The organism is Neorhizobium sp. T25_13, assembly GCF_002968675.1.
GTDB classification, from domain to species: Bacteria; Pseudomonadota; Alphaproteobacteria; order Rhizobiales; family Rhizobiaceae; genus Neorhizobium; species Neorhizobium tomejilense.
Genome location: NZ_PVBI01000003.1, coordinates 340201 through 359860 on the forward strand (window position 1 = coordinate 340201; position 19660 = coordinate 359860).

Genomic DNA, 19660 nt, shown 5'->3' on the forward strand with positions numbered 1-19660 from the left:
TGCTGTGCCTGTCACGGGAAAGAGGGAATTGCCGCCCTGTCCCGACTAAGTTCAAGGCCCGCAATGAGCATGTCCCAAGCCCCGTTGATACCCGCTCCCGGGGAGACACGCAGACGCCCGCTGGTCGTCATGCGCTCCGTCTCGAAAACCTTCTCCAGCGGCACGCTGGCGCTCTCCGACATGTCGCTGACGGTCGAGGGGGGCGAATTCGTCAGTCTGCTCGGCCCTTCCGGCTGCGGCAAATCGACGGCACTGCGCATCATTGCCGGGCTCGGCGACGTCTCGACCGGCACGATCGACTGGCCGAGTTCGCGCATCAACTCCAAAGGCCTGCCGGAAGGCGACATTTCCTTCGTCTTCCAGGAACCGACGCTGATGCCGTGGCAGACGGTGTTCGGCAACGTCTATCTGCCGCTGAAACTGCGCGGCGTCTCCAAGTCCGCCGCCCGCGACGAAATCATGAACACGCTGGCGACCGTCGGTCTCCAGGATTTTGCCGACGCCTATCCGCGCGAACTGTCGGGCGGCATGAAGATGCGCGTTTCGATCGCCCGTGCGCTGGTCACCAAACCGAAGCTGCTCTTGATGGACGAGCCGTTTGCAGCGCTCGACGAAATCACCCGCCAGAAACTCAACGACGACGTGCTGCGTCTGTGGCGCGAGACCGGCATCACAGTGATCTTCGTCACCCATTCCGTGTTCGAATCCGCATACCTCTCCAACCGCATCGTAGTGATGAAGGCGCGGCCCGGCCGGGTGCATGCGGATTTCCCGCTGGTCACGAGCCTCGAGCGCGACGCCCGTTACCGCACCTCGGAAGAATACCGCCAGGCCTGCGAAAAGGTCTCGACCATGCTCATCGAAGCAATCGGCGGGGAGGAACATTGATGGCCGACACCGATACCGCCCTCGTGCCGCCGAAGCCGGGCTTCCTCAGCCGCAACCGCGATACGCTGCTGCGCACCCTCGTCCCGATCTGCGTGGTGGTTTGCCTCGTCCTCCTCTGGCAGTTCATCATCACCGTCAACAGCATTCCGCAATACATCCTGCCGGGGCCGCTGGCGGTCGCGAACTCGCTCTACAACGACTGGGGCACGCTCTCGCCCGCTCTCTGGGTGACGACGCAGATCACCATGCAGGCGCTGGCGCTGGCGCTGATCGGCGGCGTCGGCATCGCCGTCTTCCTCATCCAGTCGAAATGGATCGAGACCGCCTTCTATCCGATCACGGTCATCCTGCAGGTGACGCCGATCGTGGCGATCGCGCCGCTGATCCTCATCTATGCGCCGACGACCCAGGTGGCGCTTTTGATCTGCGCCTTCCTCGTCGCCTTCTTCCCGATCCTGTCGAACATGGTCCAGGGTCTGAAGAGCGTTGACCACAACCTGCTCAACCTCTTCGATCTCTACGGTGCCTCGCGCTGGCAGACGCTGCTCTACCTGAAACTCCCCTCCTCGCTCCCCTATTTCATGACGGGCCTGAGGATTGGGGGAGGCCTGGCGCTGATCGCGGCCGTCGTTGCGGAATTCGCGGCGGGCTCGGCGGGTGCCGGTTCCGGCCTTGCCTTCCGGCTGCTCGAATCTCAGTATCGCCTCAACATTCCGCGCCTGTTTGCGGCACTGATCCTGCTGTCCTTGCTCGGCGTGGTGATTTTTGCGATCACCTCCTTCATCTCCTGGTTTTTCCTGCATCGCTGGCATGAAAGCAGCCTGAAAAGAGAAAACTGATGACTGCCTTCGTGACGCTTCCCGACGCCCGCCGTTTCGCACTCACCAATGCGACGCTGCCGGCCGTCCTCGTCAAGGGCCTGCCGGCTGTCGTAAAGGACGGCCTCATGGAGGCCGATCTCGTCATCGCGGACGGGAAGATCGAGGCTATCCTGCCGAAAGGCTCGGCGTCTGCCGATCTGACGGCGGCGGATATGCGCGGCGGCATGGTCTGGCCCTGTTTCGCCGACATGCATACCCATCTCGACAAGGGACATTTCTGGGACCGCCGCCCAAACCCGGACGGCACGTTCGAAGGCGCATTGATGAATGTGCGCGAGGACCGGATCGCCAACTGGTCGGCCGAGGATATTCGCGCCCGCTTCGAATTCTCATTGAAAAGCGCCTATGCTCACGGCACGAAGCTGATCCGCACCCATCTCGACAGCATCCCGCCGCAGCCGGATATCTCCTTTCCGTTGTTCGACGAGATTCGCGCTGAATGGAAAGATCGGATCGCGCTGCAGGCTGTCGCCCTGCTGCCGCTGGAAAACGTGCTCGACGAAAGCATCTTCGGCGGCATCGTCGCGACGACGAGCCGTTATGGCGGGCTGCTCGGCGGCGCCACCCGCATCCTGCCGGATTTCGAACGTATCCTCGATACGCTCTTCAAGGCGGCCGCCGACAATGGCCTCGACATCGACCTGCATGTGGACGAGACGGAAGACAAGCAGGTCCTGACCCTGGAAGCCATTGCCGAAGCAAAACTCCGCAACCGTTTCGAAGGCTCGGTGACCGTCGGCCATTGCTGCTCGCTGGCAAGGCAGGACGACGAGACCGCAAGGCGCGTCATCGACAAGGTCGCCAAGGCCGACATTTCGGTCGTGTCGCTACCGATGTGCAACATGTACCTGCAGGACCGCCATGCCGGCCGCACGCCGCGCTGGCGCGGCGTCACGCTGTTCCATGAATTGACGGCCGCTGGCGTGAAAACCGCCGTTTCCTCCGACAATACCCGCGATCCGTTCTACGCCTATGGCGACATGGATCCGGTCGAGGTTTTCCGCGAGGCGGTCCGCATCCTGCATCTCGACCACCCGCTCGATACCTCCGCGCGCGTCGTCACCTCGACGCCCGCCGAAATCCTCGGACGGCCGGATATCGGCGTCATCGCCGAAGGTGGGGCCGCCGACCTCGTGCTGTTCAGCGCAAGGCGCTGGAGCGAATTCCTTTCCCGTCCGCAGGCTGACCGCATCGTGATGCGGAATGGCATGGGCATCGACCGTCGCCTGCCGGATTACCGTAACCTGGACCCGATTTTGGACAAGTGAACATGCCGGATTACGCACAGATCAAGAAAGAACTCGAAGGCCTCGCGGTCGAGGACAATCCGGCGCTGGTGCGCCAGAAGAGCCGCGATTTCTACTGGTATTCGCCGATCCTCAAGGAGGAACTCGAGAGCGTCACCGCCGATCTCGTCGTCTCGCCGAAAAGCGAGGAAGAGGTGATCCGGGTGCTGAAGGTCGCCTATGCCCATGGCGTGCCGGTCACCCCGCGCGGTGCCGGCACCGGCAATTACGGCCAGGCCATGCCGCTTTCCGGCGGCATCGTGCTCAACCTCATCAACATGAACAAGGTCAAGGAAATCCATCCGGGCCGCGTCATCGCCGAGCCGGGCATCGTGATCGCCGAGCTCGACCGGCAGACCAAGGCCCATTCCGGCCAGGAACTGCGCTTCCACCCCTCCACCGCCCAGACGGCGACGATCGGCGGCTTTGTCGCCGGCGGTTCCGGCGGCGTCGGCTCGATCCACTGGGGCGGCCTTCGCGACCTGGGCAATATCCTGCGCCTGCGCGTCGTTACCATGGAGGCCGAACCGCGCGTGCTCGACCTGACGGCCTGGGACCTGCAGAAGGTCACCCACGCCTATGGCACCAACGGCATCATCGTCGAGGTCGAGATGCCGCTGGCCCCCGCCTATGACTGGGTGGACGTGCTGGTCGGTTACGACGACTTCATGGATGCGGTGCGCTTCGGCGATGCGCTGGCTCACAAGAACGGCCTGCTGATCAAGGAAATCGCCCCGATCGCGGCCCCGATCCCTTACGACTATTTCCCACGCCACAAGCCGTTCTTGCGCGACCGCAACCAGTCGATCGTCGTGCTGATGATTGCGCCGCATTCGATGGACGCCTTCACCGCCTTTGCAGAGCGCCAGAAGGGCGAGATCCTGTTCCGCTCCGACAAGGTCGAGAGCATGAAGGGCATTCCGCATGCCTATGAACTGGCCTGGAACCATACGACGCTGCGCGCCCTGAAGGTCGATCCCGGCTTCACCTATCTCCAGGTCCAGTATCCGGGGCCGGACCACGTCGCCAAGGTCGAGAAGATGACGAAACTGTTTGGCGACGAGGTGCCGGGCCATCTGGAATTCATCAAGTTCGACGGTCGCATGCAGTGCTCCGGCCTGCCTCTCGTCCGTTACACGACCAGGGAGCGGCTGGAAGAGATCATGCAGATCCATCGCGACAACGGCTGCCCGATCTTCAACCCGCACCGCTATACGCTGGAAGAAGGCGGCATGAAACAGACGGATACCGTCCAGCTCGCCTTCAAGAAGGAGACCGATCCGAAGGGGCTGCTCAACCCCGGCAAGATGATCGCCTGGGACAATCCCGATTTCGATTTTTCCGCCGGCAAGAACTACCTCTTCCCGGGCCTTGCCGCAGCAGGTGGCTGATGCGGGTCCTGCTCGTCCATTCCCATCCGGTCGAGGAAAGTTATGGTGCCGCGTTGCACAGGCAGGCGCGCGAAAGCCTTCTGAAGGCCGGCCACGAGGTGGACGACTGCAACCTCTATGCCGAAGGTTTCGATCCGGTCATGTCGCGTCATGACCGGATGACCTATCACGACTACCCCAACAACCTGTCGCTGGTGAAACCCTATGTCGACCGGCTGCAGGCGGCCGAAGGGCTGGTGATCGTCACCCCGGTCTGGAATTTCGGCTGGCCGGCCATGCTGAAGGGCTATTTCGACCGCGTCTGGCTGCCGGGCATCACCTTCGAGCTGAAGGACGGCAAGCTCACGCGAAAACTGCATATCGACAAGGTGGCGGTGGTCACCACCTACGGCGCCACCCGCTGGCGCGCCTTCCTCGCCGGCGACCCGCCGCGAAAGCTGTCGAAACGCGTGCTGCGGGTACAGACCAACCCAGCCCGGCCGGTGACGTTTCTCGCCCATTACGACATGAACAACTGCACGCCGCAGACACGCGCCGCCTTCCTCGACAAGGTGCGGCGGGAGATGGAGCGGTTCTAGACCGCGTAGCGCAGATGCACGATGCCGTCGTTGAACGGCAGCGCATCGATGAACACCAACTGGCCGAGGGAATACTCCTGCGGGAAAAGCCGGGTGCCGCGCCCGAGCACGGTCGGATAGACCATCAGGTTATACTGGTCGATCAAGCCCGCCGGCATCAGCGAATGCACCAGCCCGGCGCTGCCGTAGATCAGGATGTCTCCGTCGAGCGTCTCCTTCAGCGCCCGCACTTTTGCGACGACATCGCCGGACAGCACCGTCGTATTGTTCCAGGCCGCGTCCGAAAGGCTGTTGGATGCGACGAATTTCGGCATTGCGTTGATCCGGTCGGCAAAACCCTCCTCGTCCTTCACTTGCGGCCACACGGCGGCGAACCCGTCGTAGGTCGTGCGGCCGAGTAACACTGCGGATACGGAAAACAACTCGGCATGCTTGAACCGGTCGCCGTGCGGACCGCGGGTAAAGGGACCCGTCCAGTCGCCAAGGCCGGAATTCTCCATGCCAACCGGATCCTGGATGACGCCGTCGAGCGAGATGTATTGTGAAACGATGATCTTGGAAGTCATTGTCGTGTCCTATGGTTCGGTTGACGGGACGCGTCATCACGTCCTTCCGCTCCTAGGACGCACCTGCCTCGCGGCGGCCGACAACACCTGATCCCCAATAAAATTCATTCTTATCTTCAATCCCGGCGGGCCTCACCGAGACGCAAGGTTTCCGCCTCGACCATTGCGACCCGCGTGGCCGCATCCGGTTCGTCTGTGTCCGGCAGATTCCGCTCGGAGATGAACAGAAACCGGTCCACCTCCGCCCCGGCCGCTGTCACCGTCCGGTAGATTTCCCACCGCTGATGGATCCTCGCCGCAACGCGGAGCGACGGAATATTTTCCGGGCTGACGATCGAGACGATCCGCTCGAAACCGAGGCCGCCCATACCGAAATCACGGCAGGCAGCGGCCGCCTCGAAGGCATAACCGCAACCGAGCCACTCGCGCCGGAGATGATAGCCGATCTCCGGCTCCAAGCCGTGGGGCGTCGGTTGAAGTGTAATGCCGCAATCACCGATCAGCTCGCCGGTCACCTTCTCGACCATGCCCCAGAGACCGAAACCGTGCTCCTCATAACTCCGGAAGGCGAGTTTTTCGAACCATGCCTCGGTCTCTTTGAAACTCTTGGCGCGCGGGTAGAAGCGCATGCTCTCGGCATCACCGAAGATGCGAAACAAAATCGGCAGGTCGGCTTTTCCGATTTCCCGCAATATCAGCCTTTCCGTCTCAAGAACGTCGCGCATCCCAAGCCTCGATCATCGCGATATCGCCTGCCACTCTTTACTTGAACACGCTTTTTTGCGCTATTTCCCTCGATCGCGAATCTTGATGCTCAGGGGCAGGCAAACGATGACGAAGCAAGCTTCACCACTCGCCACTATCCTGCGTCCCCTGCATCCCCGGGATCCCGACGAGCATCACCGGGTCGCAACTCCGCTCGAACTGCTGTTCGACCTCGTGTCGGTGATCGCGATCGCTTCGGCAGCGGCCGGGCTGCATCACGCGGTTGCCGAAAACCATGCGGCACAGGGCGTGATGACCTTCATCATGGCCTTCTTCGCCATCTGGTGGGCCTGGATGAACTTCACCTGGTTCTCGTCTGCCTATGACAATGACGACGTCGTCTATCGGCTGCTGACCATGGTGCTGATGGGTGGCTCGCTGACGATTGCCGCCGGCATTCCGGCCCTCTTTACGGAGGCGCCGGATTTCACGCTGGTGATCTATGGCTACGCCGTCATGCGCATCGCCATGATCATCCTGTGGCTGCGGGCCGCCTATCACGACCCGGGCTGCCGCCCCACCGCGCTCGGTTATGCGATCGGGATCTTCCTCGTCCAGCTTCTCTGGCTGAGCTTCCTCTTCCTGCAACCCCTCACCTTCGGCGTATCCTATATCCTCTGGGCGCTCGCCGTGGTTCTGGAACTGGCCGTGCCGGCCGTCGCGGAACGGCTGACCGCCAACACACCCTGGCATCGCCACCACATCGTCGAACGTTACGGCCTGCTCAATATCATCGTGCTCGGCGAGACGCTGCTTGCCGGCTCTATCGCGTTGCGCCAGTTCGCCGGCGAATTCAACCTCATGCTGGTGCATACGGCGCTATCGGCCTTGGTCATCGTCTTTTCGCTCTGGTGGGTCTATTTTGCCCGCGAGGAACAACTCGACAGCCATCACCTGAGACGTTCGCTTCTCTGGGGCTACGGCCACTTCTTCATCTTCACCTCAGGCGCGGCGGTCGGCGCGGGTTTTGCCGTGCTCGTCGACATCATCACCCACCATTCCGAGGTCTCCATCCTCGTCGGCGACTACGCAGTGGCGATCCCGGTCGCGATCTATCTGGCGAGCCTGTGGTTCGTGCGCGACCGCTATGTCTGCATCGGCCCGGCACGTTTCACGCTCGCGGTATTTGCTGTTCTGACGCTGGTCGTGCCGGCAATCGGGCTCGGCCTGGAAGGCATCGCGGCCACGACCGCACTCGCCGTCATCGTCAGAAATTTCTTTGCCGGCCGCGCTTATTTAGCGCCACCGACATCTCATCCCGACCATTAAACTTTTCCTTAAATTTTACCGGTTATTAATCTCTGGAAACCGAGAGATTAAGCGATGCGTATTGCGTTTTTCATCGCCCTCCTGACGGTGTCCCTGTCTGCCTGCGCGTCTGCGCCGAGCAGGGTCACCAATGCCTGCGCGATCTTCGAGCAGCGCGACGGGCTGTTCAACAACTGGGCGCGTGACGCCAAGAAGGCGGAGCGGGAATTCGGCGTGCCGGTGCCGATCCTGATGGCGACGATCTATGTGGAATCCGGTTTCCAGCCCTATGCCCGGCCGCCGCGCACCAAGCTGCTCGGCTTCATCCCCTGGACGCGCACCTCGACGGCCTATGGTTACGCCCAGGCTCTCGACGGCACGTGGCTGAGCTACAAGAAGGATACCGGCCGCTGGAGCGCCAGCCGCACCGACTTCGGCGATGCCGTCCATTTCGTCGGCTGGTATCACAACCAGAGCCATCTCAAGAACGGCATCCCGCTCGCCGACAGCTACAACCTCTACCTCGCCTACTACACCGGCCAGGCCGGCTACGCGCGCGGCCAGTTCGGCAACGGCGTCAAGCAGACCGCCCAGAAATCCGCCGGCATGGCCGCCAAATACGAAGCGCAGCTCAGAAGCTGCGGCTATTAAGGCGAAACCTAGCGGCTGACGACGATGCGCGTGTTCGACACTCCGTGCCGGCTGGCGAGCGAGAAGAACGTCGCTGCGTTTTCAGGATGCAGGCGGATGCAGCCATGCGAGGCAGGTCGGCCCAGCCGCTTCGTCTCGAAGGTCGCATGGACGGCATAACCGCCGTTGTAGAACACCGCAAACGGCATCGGTGCGTTGTCGTATTTGCGCGAACGGTGATCCCTGGACAGCCACTTGGCACCCCAGTTCCCCGTCGGCGTCGAATAACCCGAACGCGCGGTCGAGACCTTCCATTCGTAAACCACCACGCCATCCTGCTCGACGGTCATGGTTTGCGACGAGAGGCTGACGCTGGCGACAAGACTTGCAGAAAAAGCAGCGGGTGCGAGAAATTGCGCACAGAAGAGCGCCATGGCTCCCATTACGATACAACGCATAGAAAACCCCCAGCAATGATGTCCCGACCAGCCCCCGCCGGAAAGGATAGGTTGAAAACTGAAATCTGATTTACGATAAGAAGCTCAACACTTCGAAAACACCAAGAAGAGATTCTTGTGATAATAAGAAAAAAATCGAGAACCTTCAAAAGTGATGAATTTTCTCCTGCAAAATTCACGTCGGAACCGGATGAGGAGAAAAATAAACTAAGCCAGCGACACGGGAGGGTTGCAATATCGGCTTTTTTTGGCATCCTTGGATCTAAGGGGAGCATGGACATGAAATATTGGATTAAAGCCACGCTGGCCGCCATGCTTATACTGACTGGCTGCGGCACGATCTATTACCGTGATCTGCAACCCGGCGCCTTCAGCGGCAAGCTGTTCGTCATGTGGGTTGGAGAGGGCAGCACTAGCGGCGACGGGAAATTTGTCTTCGTACCGGCGCCCGGCTCGGAACTGACATTTAAACGCCCTACCGGCAGCGGCGCGGTCCAGATCATAAAGCCTGGTCTGATGTACACCGATGGCGGTTCCATCCCCAAGGTGGGGCAGCTGTTCAAGGGCCTGTCACCGTGGGGATATGCCCCCGCCTATATGATCCACGACTGGGTGTTCGAAGCCCGCCATTGTCTTGTCGATGGCGCGTCCGATGCCCGTTTTTCCAACCTTCGCAATGTCGATTTCGACGAATCCGCAAAAATCCTGGGCGAAGCGATCAAGACGCTGATCAGGGAAAACAAAGTGGACAGGAACGACCTCGCAGGTGACGCAGTCACCTCGGCAGTCAGTAGCAGCATTGCTAGGGAGCTTTGGGATCAAAAGGGTGGCTGTGAACGATCAAAGGTTTCCAAAGAGCATCTGGCGGAGATAAACGCCGTGTTTCCGACCATCTCCATGACGACAAAGCTCCGGACATTCCAGTTGCCGCCCGACACGCCGCAAGTCTCGCCAAAACGGCAAGCCAGGATCATCTCGGTCATCGAGTTCTAAGGGCGACGTCAAATCACCTTCGCCGCCGTCACCTCCACTTCGACCAGGAATTCGGCGCGGGTGAAGCCACCGACGACGATCAGGGTCGAGACCGGTTTCGGATCGAGCGTATAACGGTCCCGCACCATCATGTAGGCGGGAAAATCCTCGCGGCTGGTGACGAAGCCGGAAATGCGGATGACGTCCGCATAGGTCATGCCTGCCTCTTCGAGGATCGCGCCGATCGCCTTGAAGCAGAGTTCGGCCTGCCCTGCCACGTCCGGCGGGATCCTGTCTTCCGGCGAAATGCCGAGCTGGCCGGAGCTCACCAGCAGGCTTGCGCCCGGAGGGACGAGCAAACCATGATTATAGCCGCCGAACGGCTTGCGGACGGAGGAAGGATTGAAGGTCTTAAATGCCATAACCGACGATACCCTTGATTTCGAGGAAGTCGTGAATGGCCCAGTCGGCGTATTCGCGGCCGTTGCCGGATTGCTTGAAGCCGCCGAAGGGCGCAAAGAGATCCCATTCGGGATAATTGATGAACACCGAACCGGCCCGCAGCCGCGCCGCCACCTTGCGGGCATGGGCAAGGTCGCCGGACTGGACATAGGCGGCCAACCCGTAGGGCGTGTCATTGGCGATCTCGATTGCCTGTTCCTCGGTCTCGTAAGGGAGGATCGACAGGACCGGCCCAAATATCTCCTCGCGGGCGATGGTCATGTCGTTGGTAACGTTTCCGAACACGGTCGGACGGATATAGTAGCCGCGGTTGAGGTTTTCCGGCCGGCCGGGGCCGCCGGTGACGAGTGTCGCGCCTTCGGTAATGCCCGCCTCGATCAGCCGCTGGATCTTGTCGAACTGGACCTGGCTGACCACCGGGCCCAGATCTATCCCGTCGGCCCGCGGGTCGCCGGTCTTGAGCTTTTCAGCCGCAGCCTTGGCAACTTGAAGCGCCTCATCGTGACGCTGGGCCGGCACCAGCATCCGGGTCGGTGCGTCGCAGGATTGACCGGAATTGCCAAGGCAGGCGGTCACGCCGTCGGCCACGGCCTTTTCGAATTCCGCATCCGCCAGGATGATGTTGGGCGACTTGCCGCCGAGTTCCTGCGCCACGCGCTTCACGGTATCGGCAGCGGTCTTGGCGACGATCACCCCGGCGCGGGTCGAGCCGGTGAAGGACACCATGTCGACATCCGGATGCCCGGCCATCACTTGGCCCACATCCGGACCGGTACCGTTGACGAGGTTGAAGACGCCCTTCGGCGTGCCGGCAGCCTCCATCACTTCCGCAAAGATGATGCCGCTGATCGGCGCGATCTCGGAGGGTTTGAGCACCATGGTGCAGCCGGCGGCGATCGCCGGCGCCACCTTGCAGACGATCTGGTTGAGCGGCCAGTTCCACGGCGTGATGAGAGCGCAGACGCCGATCGGCTCTTTCACGATGGCCGTCGTGCCGCGCGTCTCAGTGAATTCGTAGGCTTCGAACGCCTCGATGGTCGCCTTGAGATGCCCCTGCCCGGCGGCGGCCTGCGCGTCCCGGGCAAAGCCGATCGGCGCGCCCATTTCCTGGGAAACGGCTTGCGCAATATCCTCGTAACGCTTTTCGTATTCGGCAAGGATACGGCGGAGCAGCGCCAGCCGCTCCTCCTTCGACCACTGAGAGAAAGACGCGAAAGCGGCCTTGGCGGCTGCGACGGCCTTGTCCACATCCGCCTTGGAACCGAGCGCGATCCGCGTATAGGCCTCTTCGGTGGACGGGTCGATGACGTCGAGCGCGACCGGAATGACCGGCTCGACCCAGACACCGTCGATGAAGAATTTCAAGTGGTTGCTCATGGGAAATCTCCACGCGTCGAGGAAATGGTGAGCCACTATCGGCCATCGCCATCGCCCTCGCAAGCCCGGCGGATGCGTCGAAAAGACGAAGTGCGGAGACTTGTTCCATCGCCAGACAGCGCTCGGCAGCCGACGCCTTTGCTCTTGCAGGCCAGAGAAAGCCGGGGAATTTCAACAGACCTTAAATGTTCGTAAAACCCGTCGAAACATATCAGCAACAATACCGCTTCATCCGAACTTAAAAGCTCGATGTTACGGATTAGATCGACCTTGCGACGACCAAGCGACTTTCCGCAACGCTGGGCCATCGACGCGACAGATCAACACGGCTTTCAGAAAGCAGGCAGGCCCGATGCGACGCAGCCTTCTCCCTCTCGCCCTTCTCGGGCTTTTTGCGCTGCCCATGCCCGGCGCACAAGCGACAGCCCTCACCGACGATCTTCAGGGTCTTTCCAAGCAGCAGGTCGAGGACAGCGTCGAGTTCGCATTCGGCAATGCGCTGTTTTTCCTGTTTCATGAAGCCGGACACATGCTGGTTTCAGAATTCAACCTACCGGTTCTTGGCCGTGAGGAGGATGCGGTGGACACGCTTTCCACACTGCTCCTGCTGGAGGCCGACGACGAAGTTTTCGACACGGCGCTAACCGATTCAGTCGATGGCTGGACATTTTCCGCAGAGGCCAGCGAGGCGGCCGAACAGGAACTGGCCATGTGGGACGTCCACGCGCTCGACCGCCAGCGCGCCTTCAGCATGGTCTGCATGATGGTCGGCAAGGATGCGGAGAAATTCAAGGAATCGGCCGACAGCCTCGAATTTCCGGAGGGACGCCGCAGGCAGTGCGTCGGCGAATATCTGAAAGCCCATGACAGCTGGTTCGGCCTCCTGAAACCGCACCTGCGGACCGACGGGCAGAACAACAAGTTTACGATCACCTACAAGAAGCCGGACAACAAGGAACTCGAGGACTATGCGGACCTGACGAAGACGGCGAAGGTTCTGGATATCCTCGCCGAGCTTCTCTCGGGTCTCTACAAGCTGGAGGACGGCATCAAGCTGACGGCCGCCGAATGCGGCGAACCGAATGCCTATTGGTCGTCGGGCGAGCGGGAGGTGATATACTGCTATGAGCTGATGCAGTGGCACATGCAGACCGTCGCAAAATATTTTAAGGAGGAAGAGGGCAAAACGGGCGACAGCGAAGACGCGGTCGATGACGAGAAAAAGCCCACCCTCCAGAACCTGATCGGCAAGGCAACGGCTCGCTGGTAGAAAGCGCCCGCAAAAATACGCCCGGCATCAGCCTTCACAAGCCTGACGCCGGGCGTTTTCGTCGTCGCGTTCAGGCGCCATAGGGCGCAAAGAACGTCTTGGCGGCTTCGATCTCGTTGGGACGGATTTCGTGTCCGCCGCCGTGCCATTCCAACGTCACCGTATCGCCCTGCTTCTTGAAATAGTCGGCAAGGTCGGTTGTCTGCTCGACGGAACTGATCGGGTCATGCTGGCCGGCAGTGATTAACACATAGGCCTTGTCTTCGAGCTTGCGGTCCTTCGGCGTGAACGGGATCAGCGGATGCATCAGCACGCCCGCATCGAACAGGCCGGGCTTCTCGATCATGATATTGGCGAGAATGTTTGCGCCGTTCGAGAAACCGAGGCCGAGCACGGTCGAGGAACCGTAGCGTTCCCGGTTGGCGGCGACGAATTCGCTCATCCGCTCGGTCGCCCGGGCAAGATCCTCGCAATCGTAAACGCCTTCGGCCTTGCGCCGGAAAAAGCGCGCAGCACCGTGTTCGGAAATGTCGCCGCGCGGCGAGATCACCGTGGCGCCGGCCAAAAGCCGGCCGCCGAACTCGAAGAACTGGTTTTCGTCACCGCCGGTGCCGTGAAAGACGAACAGGATCGGCGCTCCGGGAGCACCGGGGCGCGCCCGGTGCACATAACTGTCGTAACTCATGATGGTCTCCTTGGACGCGTCGGTTAGGCGTCCAGCGGTTCGAGATGTTGTTCGAGCGTTGCCCGCAGATGTGCGTGCTGTGCGGGCAGCTTCAGGGCTTCGCCGAGATGGGCGGTATCCTCATCCCGATCGAAGCCGGGTTCGTTGGTGGCGATTTCGAACAGCACGCCGCCGGGTGTGCGGAAATAGATCGCCCAGAAGTAATCGCGGTCGATGACCGGAGTGACCTGGTAACCGGTATCCATCAGCGCCTTGCGGACTTCGAGCTGCTTTGCGCGGTTCTCGACGGCAAAGGCGATGTGATGGACCGAGCCGGCACCGAGATTGGCGCGGGCAATGTTCGGCATGGTTTCGATGTCGATGACATCGGCACCGTTGCCGCCCGGCATGGCAAGCCTCAGCACGCCATCCTTGTCGTCGATCTGCTGATAGCCCATGAACTTCAGGAGTTCGGCGGTAGCACCTTCATCGCGAAGACGAAGCGAAGCGGAGTGGAAGCCGCGGATCGCATGATCTTCGGAAATGCCGTTGCCGACGAATTGCTTGCGGGCATCGTCCTTGACTTCGACGAGAGCGAACCCGTCGCCATCCGGACCGGCGAAATGCAGGCGGTTTTCACCGAATGCCGTATCGGCCTTGATGCCTTCCGCACCGGCTTTCGTCAGACGGTCGGTCCAGAAACCGAACGAGCCCTCGGGAACCGAGAAGAGCGTCGTTCCGACTTCGCCGGTGCCCTGACGGCCGCGGGCGATATGCGGGAACGGGAAATAGGTCATCACCGAGCCGGGAGAACCGACTTCGTCGCCATAATAGAGATGGTAGACATCTGGAGCGTCGAAGTTGACGGTCTTCTTGACCCGGCGAAGGCCGAGCGTGTCGGTGAAGAACTTGTTGTTGGTGCTGGCGCTTGCCGCCATCGACGTGACGTGGTGGAGGCCCTTGATCTGGTCTAGCATTTTAAACCCCTTTTCTGCGGACCGCCTGTGCGGCCTGCTGTTCTGGGGTAAAGATGGTGGAAGGACCGGAGATTGGATAGACGCGACCATCCGAACGCATTGTTCACTCTGCGTAGACGACCATTGGTCAATCGTTCACAGAACTAGGCTTGTTCCGGCAGGCGCCAGTCGACCGGATTCTTGCCGATCGATTGCAGATAGGTATTCGCCTTGGAAAACGGCCGCGAGCCCAGAAAGCCGTTATGCGCGGAAAGCGGCGACGGATGGGCCGACTTGATCACCAGATGGCGCTGCTGATCGACGAAGGCCGCCTTCTTCTGGGCATAGGAGCCCCACAGGATGAAGACGACACCGTCGCACTCGTCGTTGACAGCCCGGATCACCGCATCGGTGAACCGTTCCCAGCCCTTGCCCTGATGCGAGGCCGCCCTCGCCTCCTCGACCGTCAACACGCTGTTCAGGAGCAGGACACCCTGTTCCGCCCAATGTTCGAGGCATCCGTGCCTGGCCGGCGGAATGGCGAGATCCGTCTCCATCTCCTTGTAGATGTTGACGAGCGACGGCGGGACGCGCACGCCCGGACGAACGCTGAAGCAAAGCCCATGCGCCTGGCCAAAGCCGTGATAGGGATCCTGGCCGAGGATCACCACCTTCACCTCGTCGAGCGGCGTCAGATCGAGCGCCCGGAAATATTCCGAGCCCTTCGGGAAGATGCGTTTGCCCGCTTCCTTTTCGGCAACGAGGAAGCGGCGCAATTCGCTCATATACGGGTTGGAAAACTCAGGCCCGAGCGCATGTTTCCAGCTTTCCTCGAGCTTGACCTCGCCTTCCGCCATGTCTTGGCCCTTCAGATCACATGATGGTTGGAGCGGGAATGCCAATCCCAGGCGGAACGGATGATATCGTTCAGGCTGTATTTCGGCTCCCAGCCGAGCACCGCCCGCGCCTTGTCGTTATTGGCGACCAGCGACGTGGAATCACCTTCGCGCCGGCGGGTATATTCCACCGGGAACGGTTTTCCGGAAACCGTCGAAATCGCCGCCAGCAGTTCCTTCACCGTCGTGCCGGTGCCGGTGCCGAGGTTGAGTTCGACCGTTTCGCCGCCGGCGAGAAGGTAATCGACCGCCCGAACATGCGCGTCGGCCAGATCGAGCACATGGATATAGTCGCGCACGCAGGTGCCGTCGCGGGTGTCGTAATCGTCCCCGAAGACCTTGAAACCCTGGCGACGGCCGAGCGCCGCCTCGATCGCGAGCGGAATGGCATGGGTCTCAGGCGTGTGCCACTCTCCGACCCGGCCCTCGAAATCGGCGCCGGCCGCATTGAAATAGCGCAGCATGACCGATTTCAGGTCCTTGTAGGTGCCGTAGTCCTTCAGCGCCTGCTCGACGATGAATTTGGTACGGCCATAGGGGTTAATCGGCGCCTGTTTGTGGGTCTCGTCCATCGGCACGCGGTCCGGCAGACCATAGGTGGCGCAGGTCGAGGAAAACACGAAGGCTTTCACACCGGCATCGATCGCCGCCGACAGCAGCGTCAGTGCGCCGATCACATTGTTGTCGTAGAAGGCGACCGGGTTCTTGACCGATTCACCCACTTCGATCAGCGCCGCGAAATGCAGCACCGCGTCCGGCTTGTGTTTGGCAAACACCTCGTCGAGCCGGGCACGATCGCGGATATCGCCCTGTTCCAGCTCACCCCAGCGCACGAATTCCGCATGCCCGTTGGAGAGATTGTCGAAGACGATCGGCTGATAACCTCGCTCGGCGAGCACCAGGCACGTATGGGAGCCGATATAGCCGGCCCCGCCGACCACGAGTACTTTCTTCACTGACATCATTTCCCCTGCGGTTATTGAAGCCGGCGGCACTATAACCGGCGGCGGCTAAATGGGAAGGGCGGACGCGCGTCAGAAATTTGGATAGAGACGCCAACTCCGAACTTGTCTATCGTAGTCAGGATATTCCATAGGTCATTTCATGCGTCTTCTCTTTCTCGCCCTCGGATGGCTGTTCGTCGCAATCGGCATTGTCGGCGCTTTCCTGCCTGTCCTGCCCACCACGCCGTTTCTGCTGCTGGCGGTGGCCTGTTTCGCCCGCTCCTCGCCGCGGCTGGAGGCATGGTTGATCGAGCACCCGAAATTCGGGCCTTCGCTGCGCAGCTGGCGGGAAAAGGGTGCGATCGCACAGAAGGCGAAGATCGCCGCCATTTCGCTGATGGCGGTGAGTTATGCGGTGTTCTGGTTCGGCACCTCGCCGCCATTGTGGCGGGCGGCGCTGGTCGCCGCGGTCATGCTCGGCTCGGCGACCTTCATCGTCACCCGCCCGGACACCTGACCATCCAATCGTTCAGCGGTGCCGCGATTGCGGTAATACGTAGGGGATGTGGGCTGCCGGCAGGCGGCCGACGGCACCGGTTATTCCATAGACGCTGGCGATGATCTCGTCGTTCACCGTTTCCGTGCAGGCGCCTTCCGCCACCACCCGGCCGTGGTTCAACACCACGAGATGGTCGGCGAATTCGGCAGCCAGGTTGAGGTCGTGCAGGATGGCGAGCACGATCCCGCCGGCATTGGCGAAGTCGCGGGCGATTTCCAGCACCGAGATCTGGTGTCCGAGGTCGAGGCTGGCGGTCGGCTCGTCGAGAAACAGCGCCCGCGGCACGCCATCTGCGACCGGCTGCGGCACCTGCGCGAGTGCGCGCGCGAACTGCACCCGCTGCTGTTCTCCGCCCGACAGCGACGGATAGGGCCGGCTTTCGAAACCGCGCAAGCCCACGCGTGACAAGGCTTGGCGTGCCTGTTCGGTCGGATTGAGCGCCCCTTGCGCGACGGCGCCCATCCGGACGATTTCGAGGGCGGTGAACGGAAAGGCGAGCTGCGTCGCCTGCGGCAGCACCGCCCGGCGCTTGGCAAGTTCGACGGGTTGGCAGAGGTCGACGCTGGTGCCGTGATAGCTGACGAAACCGGCATCGGGTTTCATCTCCCCGGAGATCACCTTCATCAGCGTCGATTTGCCGGCGCCGTTCGGGCCGATGACGACGGTGAAACGCCCCGCCTGGAGTTCGAGGCCGACATTGTCGAGCAGTTTACGGCCCGAGCGGGCGACGGTGACGTGTTCGGCGGAAATCATGGCATGTCCCGCGTGGTGATGCCGTTTTTACCCAGCAGCAGGAAGAGGAAGACCGGAGCGCCGAACAACGCGGTGATGACGCCGATCGGCAGTTCCGCCGGAGCAGCGACGGTGCGCGCGACGCTGTCGGCAACCAGCAGCAGCGCACCACCGCCGAGCGCCGAACCCGGCAGTAGGAACCGGTGCGACGGCCCCATGACGAGGCGCAGCAGATGCGGCACGACGATGCCGACGAAACCGATCGAGCCGGCGACAGCGACGGTCGAGCCGCAGGCGGCGGCGACAGCGACGATGACGATCTTCTTCAGCCGCTGCACCGGTATCCCCATATGGAACGCGGCCGCATCGCCGAGCACCAGCGCATCGAGCCCGCGCGCCACGAAGGGCATGATCACCATCACCGCGCCGACGAAAGGCAGGATGGACAAGACCCGGCCGAACGTGGCGCCCCCGAGCGAGCCGAGGTTCCAGAAGGTGATGTCGCGCAGCTGCCGGTCGTCGGCCATGACGATCAGCAGGCCCATGAGCGCCGCCGAAAGCGCGCCGATCGCGATGCCCGACAGGATCAGCGTCGTCGTCGAGGTCCGCCCGTCGCGGGTGGCGATGATGTAGAGCGCCCAGGTGTTGAAGAGACCGCCGAAGAAGGCCATCAGCGGCAGGAACTGGTTGCCGAGCACCATGGCGACCGGTGCCAGAATGCCGTTGCCGAGCACGATCGCCGCAACGGCGGCAAGCCCCGCGCCGGAAGTCACCCCGACGATGCCGGGATCGGCAAGCGGATTGCGGAACAGGCCCTGCATCATCGCGCCGGAGACGGCAAGCCCGGCCCCGACCAGAAGACCAAGCGCTGTGCGTGGCAGGCGAACCGCCTCGAGGATCACCCGGTCCTGGGTCGAAAGGCTGGCGCTGTTACCGGTCGCGTAGGTCCAGAGATCACGCAGGCCGACGCCCGTCGGGCCGATGCCGAGCGAAAGCAGGCACGCGACAAACAGCATCACCGCCAGCAGAAGAAGCACGATGACGCCCTGGCGCGTCCGGTCTCCATCGGCAGCAACGCGGAAGGGCATCGCCAGCGCCTTCATCATCAGTTGATCGCCCCCGGATAGATCCGGGCCGCGAGCGTGCGGGCAGCGTCCGGCGTGCGCGGGCCAAAGCCGAGCAGCAGCAGGCCATCCATGGTGACCAGCGCCTTGTTGGCGGCAGCCGGCGTCGTCTGCATCGACGGTATCGCGAAAACCTGTTCCGGCGTGATCGTGTGGTCGCCGCGCGACATGGAGAGCACTACATCCGGCTTGGTGGCGATGACGGCTTCGTCGGCAAGCGGCTTGTAGCCGTTGATCGTCGGCGCGGCATTGATACCGCCGGCCATTTCGATCACGGCGCCCGCTTCCGTGTCGGCACCGCCGGCCATGACGCGGTTATTGGCGAGCGACAGCACGAACAGAACCTTCTTTTTCGGGCCGGGGATCCTGGCAACGTCGGCGGCGAGCTTCTTCAGTCCGTCTTCCGTCTTTACGGCAAGGGCGTCAGCCTTGTCGGAAAGCCCGACCGCCGCACCCACGTCGCGGATCTTCCTGCCGATCGCATCCACCTTCGGCGGCGTCGGGATGACGACCATCGGCACTTCGCTGGCTTTCAGGATTTCGATCACCGGCGGCGGGCCGGAACCCTCCTCCATCAGGATCAGGTCAGGCTTCTGGCCGAGAATGCCCTCCGCAGACAGGGCGCGCATGTAACCGACATCGGGCTTGGAATTGGCCGCATCCGGATAGAAGCTCGTCGAGTCCCGTGCTACGATCCGGTCCTCGGCGCCGAGCGCATAGAGGATCTCGGTAATCGTGCCGCCGATGGAGACGATCCGCTTGGCTTCCGGATTGCCCTTGTCGGATGCAGCGGCAACGCCCGCGACGAGACCGGTGCCCAGGAGGACGGCTGCGAAAAGCCCCCTCAAGGTGAAGGAAGACCCCATGATACTCTGCTCCTTGTCTGCCCAAACCGAGGCGCAACAGGGCCTCAGGTCCGCCTGGCCGGCGGCGATAACTTGAGTTGACTACGCAAGTTTTTTAGGCTTTTCAAGGGGACCGGCCGCAGATATCTTGAGCCGAAAGTGAAACTT

At 61.8% G+C, this 19660-nt stretch carries 22 protein-coding genes; 10 read left to right on the forward strand and 12 right to left on the reverse strand.

Annotated features, from left to right (window positions below; translation table 11 throughout):
- The first annotated feature begins 63 nt into the window (after positions 1-63).
- Genes C5J22_RS08730 through C5J22_RS08750 form a run of 5 tightly spaced genes read left to right on the forward strand, consistent with a single transcriptional unit; the run spans position 64 to position 5024 of the window.
- Complete coding sequence (locus tag C5J22_RS08730) at positions 64-888, forward strand: ABC transporter ATP-binding protein (RefSeq protein ID WP_105427011.1); 825 nt, start codon at positions 64-66, stop codon at positions 886-888.
- Positions 888-1727, forward strand: coding sequence for an ABC transporter permease (locus tag C5J22_RS08735; RefSeq protein WP_046632217.1), 840 nt, complete (start codon positions 888-890; stop codon positions 1725-1727). Before C5J22_RS08730 ends, C5J22_RS08735 begins: the two co-directional genes overlap by 1 nt.
- Complete coding sequence (locus C5J22_RS08740; protein ID WP_371412574.1) at positions 1727-3037, forward strand: cytosine deaminase; 1311 nt, start codon at positions 1727-1729, stop codon at positions 3035-3037. The genes C5J22_RS08735 and C5J22_RS08740 overlap by 1 nt, the downstream gene beginning before the upstream one ends.
- 2 nt (positions 3038-3039) lie before the next feature.
- The gene (locus C5J22_RS08745; protein WP_105427009.1) at positions 3040-4446 is read left to right on the forward strand and encodes an FAD-binding oxidoreductase; all 1407 of its coding nucleotides are present in this window, start codon (positions 3040-3042) and stop codon (positions 4444-4446) included.
- A complete protein-coding gene (locus tag C5J22_RS08750) occupies positions 4446-5024 on the forward strand; it encodes an NAD(P)H-dependent oxidoreductase (RefSeq protein WP_038544666.1) in 579 nt (192 codons plus the stop codon). The genes C5J22_RS08745 and C5J22_RS08750 overlap by 1 nt, the downstream gene beginning before the upstream one ends.
- Here the strand turns inward: C5J22_RS08750 and C5J22_RS08755 are convergent.
- Both C5J22_RS08755 and C5J22_RS08760 read right to left on the reverse strand, forming a co-directional pair.
- Positions 5021-5590 (reverse strand): dihydrofolate reductase family protein, encoded by a 570-nt coding sequence (locus tag C5J22_RS08755; protein ID WP_105437920.1) that lies wholly within the window; start codon positions 5588-5590, stop codon positions 5021-5023. The two genes, C5J22_RS08750 and C5J22_RS08755, sit on opposite strands and share 4 nt — an antisense overlap.
- 116 nt (positions 5591-5706) lie before the next feature.
- Complete coding sequence (locus tag C5J22_RS08760; RefSeq protein ID WP_105437921.1) at positions 5707-6315, reverse strand: GNAT family N-acetyltransferase; 609 nt, start codon at positions 6313-6315, stop codon at positions 5707-5709.
- Positions 6316-6421: 106 nt separating this feature from the next.
- Here C5J22_RS08760 and C5J22_RS08765 point away from each other — a divergent pair, with 106 nt between their 5' ends.
- Positions 6422-7624, forward strand: coding sequence for a low temperature requirement protein A (locus C5J22_RS08765; protein ID WP_105437922.1), 1203 nt, complete (start codon positions 6422-6424; stop codon positions 7622-7624).
- 54 nt (positions 7625-7678) lie between these two features.
- Positions 7679-8254, forward strand: coding sequence for a transglycosylase SLT domain-containing protein (locus C5J22_RS08770; protein WP_105437923.1), 576 nt, complete (start codon positions 7679-7681; stop codon positions 8252-8254).
- 8 nt (positions 8255-8262) lie between these two features.
- On the opposite strand, the gene C5J22_RS08775 is transcribed toward C5J22_RS08770, so the two are convergent.
- Positions 8263-8691, reverse strand: coding sequence for a L,D-transpeptidase (locus C5J22_RS08775; protein ID WP_105437924.1), 429 nt, complete (start codon positions 8689-8691; stop codon positions 8263-8265).
- A gap of 279 nt (positions 8692-8970) precedes the next feature.
- Here C5J22_RS08775 and C5J22_RS08780 point away from each other — a divergent pair, with 279 nt between their 5' ends.
- Complete coding sequence (locus tag C5J22_RS08780) at positions 8971-9684, forward strand: hypothetical protein (RefSeq protein WP_105437925.1); 714 nt, start codon at positions 8971-8973, stop codon at positions 9682-9684.
- Positions 9685-9692: 8 nt separating this feature from the next.
- On the opposite strand, the gene C5J22_RS08785 is transcribed toward C5J22_RS08780, so the two are convergent.
- Entirely contained in the window at positions 9693-10085 is a 393-nt protein-coding gene (locus tag C5J22_RS08785; RefSeq protein ID WP_105437926.1) for a RidA family protein, read from the reverse strand.
- The gene (locus tag C5J22_RS08790) at positions 10075-11502 is read right to left on the reverse strand and encodes an aldehyde dehydrogenase family protein (RefSeq protein WP_105437927.1); all 1428 of its coding nucleotides are present in this window, start codon (positions 11500-11502) and stop codon (positions 10075-10077) included. The genes C5J22_RS08785 and C5J22_RS08790 overlap by 11 nt, the downstream gene beginning before the upstream one ends.
- Positions 11503-11854: 352 nt before the next feature.
- Between C5J22_RS08790 and C5J22_RS08795 the strand changes: the two genes are divergently transcribed.
- Positions 11855-12772: a DUF4344 domain-containing metallopeptidase gene (locus C5J22_RS08795; RefSeq protein ID WP_105437928.1), complete on the forward strand. Its 918-nt coding sequence runs from the start codon at positions 11855-11857 to the stop codon at positions 12770-12772.
- Positions 12773-12842: 70 nt separating this feature from the next.
- Here C5J22_RS08795 and C5J22_RS08800 read toward each other — a convergent pair whose 3' ends face one another.
- From C5J22_RS08800 to galE, 4 genes are all read right to left on the reverse strand, one after another.
- Positions 12843-13457, reverse strand: a complete 615-nt coding sequence (locus C5J22_RS08800) for an alpha/beta hydrolase (protein WP_105437929.1) — start codon at positions 13455-13457, stop codon at positions 12843-12845.
- A 23-nt stretch (positions 13458-13480) separates the two neighbouring features.
- A complete protein-coding gene (locus C5J22_RS08805) occupies positions 13481-14413 on the reverse strand; it encodes a VOC family protein (RefSeq protein WP_046635037.1) in 933 nt (310 codons plus the stop codon).
- A 143-nt stretch (positions 14414-14556) separates the two neighbouring features.
- Positions 14557-15249 (reverse strand): uracil-DNA glycosylase, encoded by a 693-nt coding sequence (gene ung, locus C5J22_RS08810; RefSeq protein ID WP_105437930.1) that lies wholly within the window; start codon positions 15247-15249, stop codon positions 14557-14559.
- Positions 15250-15260: 11 nt separating this feature from the next.
- Positions 15261-16250 (reverse strand): UDP-glucose 4-epimerase GalE, encoded by a 990-nt coding sequence (galE, locus tag C5J22_RS08815; RefSeq protein ID WP_105437931.1) that lies wholly within the window; start codon positions 16248-16250, stop codon positions 15261-15263.
- A gap of 142 nt (positions 16251-16392) precedes the next feature.
- On the opposite strand from galE, the gene C5J22_RS08820 reads away from it, so the two are divergent.
- Positions 16393-16749, forward strand: a complete 357-nt coding sequence (locus C5J22_RS08820; protein ID WP_105437932.1) for a YbaN family protein — start codon at positions 16393-16395, stop codon at positions 16747-16749.
- Between the two features lie 12 nt (positions 16750-16761).
- On the opposite strand, the gene C5J22_RS08825 is transcribed toward C5J22_RS08820, so the two are convergent.
- Genes C5J22_RS08825 through C5J22_RS08835 form a run of 3 tightly spaced genes read right to left on the reverse strand, consistent with a single transcriptional unit; the run spans position 16762 to position 19513 of the window.
- The gene (locus C5J22_RS08825) at positions 16762-17544 is read right to left on the reverse strand and encodes a heme ABC transporter ATP-binding protein (RefSeq protein WP_105437933.1); all 783 of its coding nucleotides are present in this window, start codon (positions 17542-17544) and stop codon (positions 16762-16764) included.
- Positions 17541-18629 (reverse strand): iron ABC transporter permease, encoded by a 1089-nt coding sequence (locus C5J22_RS08830; protein ID WP_105437934.1) that lies wholly within the window; start codon positions 18627-18629, stop codon positions 17541-17543. The genes C5J22_RS08825 and C5J22_RS08830 overlap by 4 nt, the downstream gene beginning before the upstream one ends.
- Positions 18629-19513, reverse strand: coding sequence for a hemin ABC transporter substrate-binding protein (locus tag C5J22_RS08835; RefSeq protein WP_105437935.1), 885 nt, complete (start codon positions 19511-19513; stop codon positions 18629-18631). Before C5J22_RS08835 ends, C5J22_RS08830 begins: the two co-directional genes overlap by 1 nt.
- Positions 19514-19660: the final 147 nt, after the last annotated feature.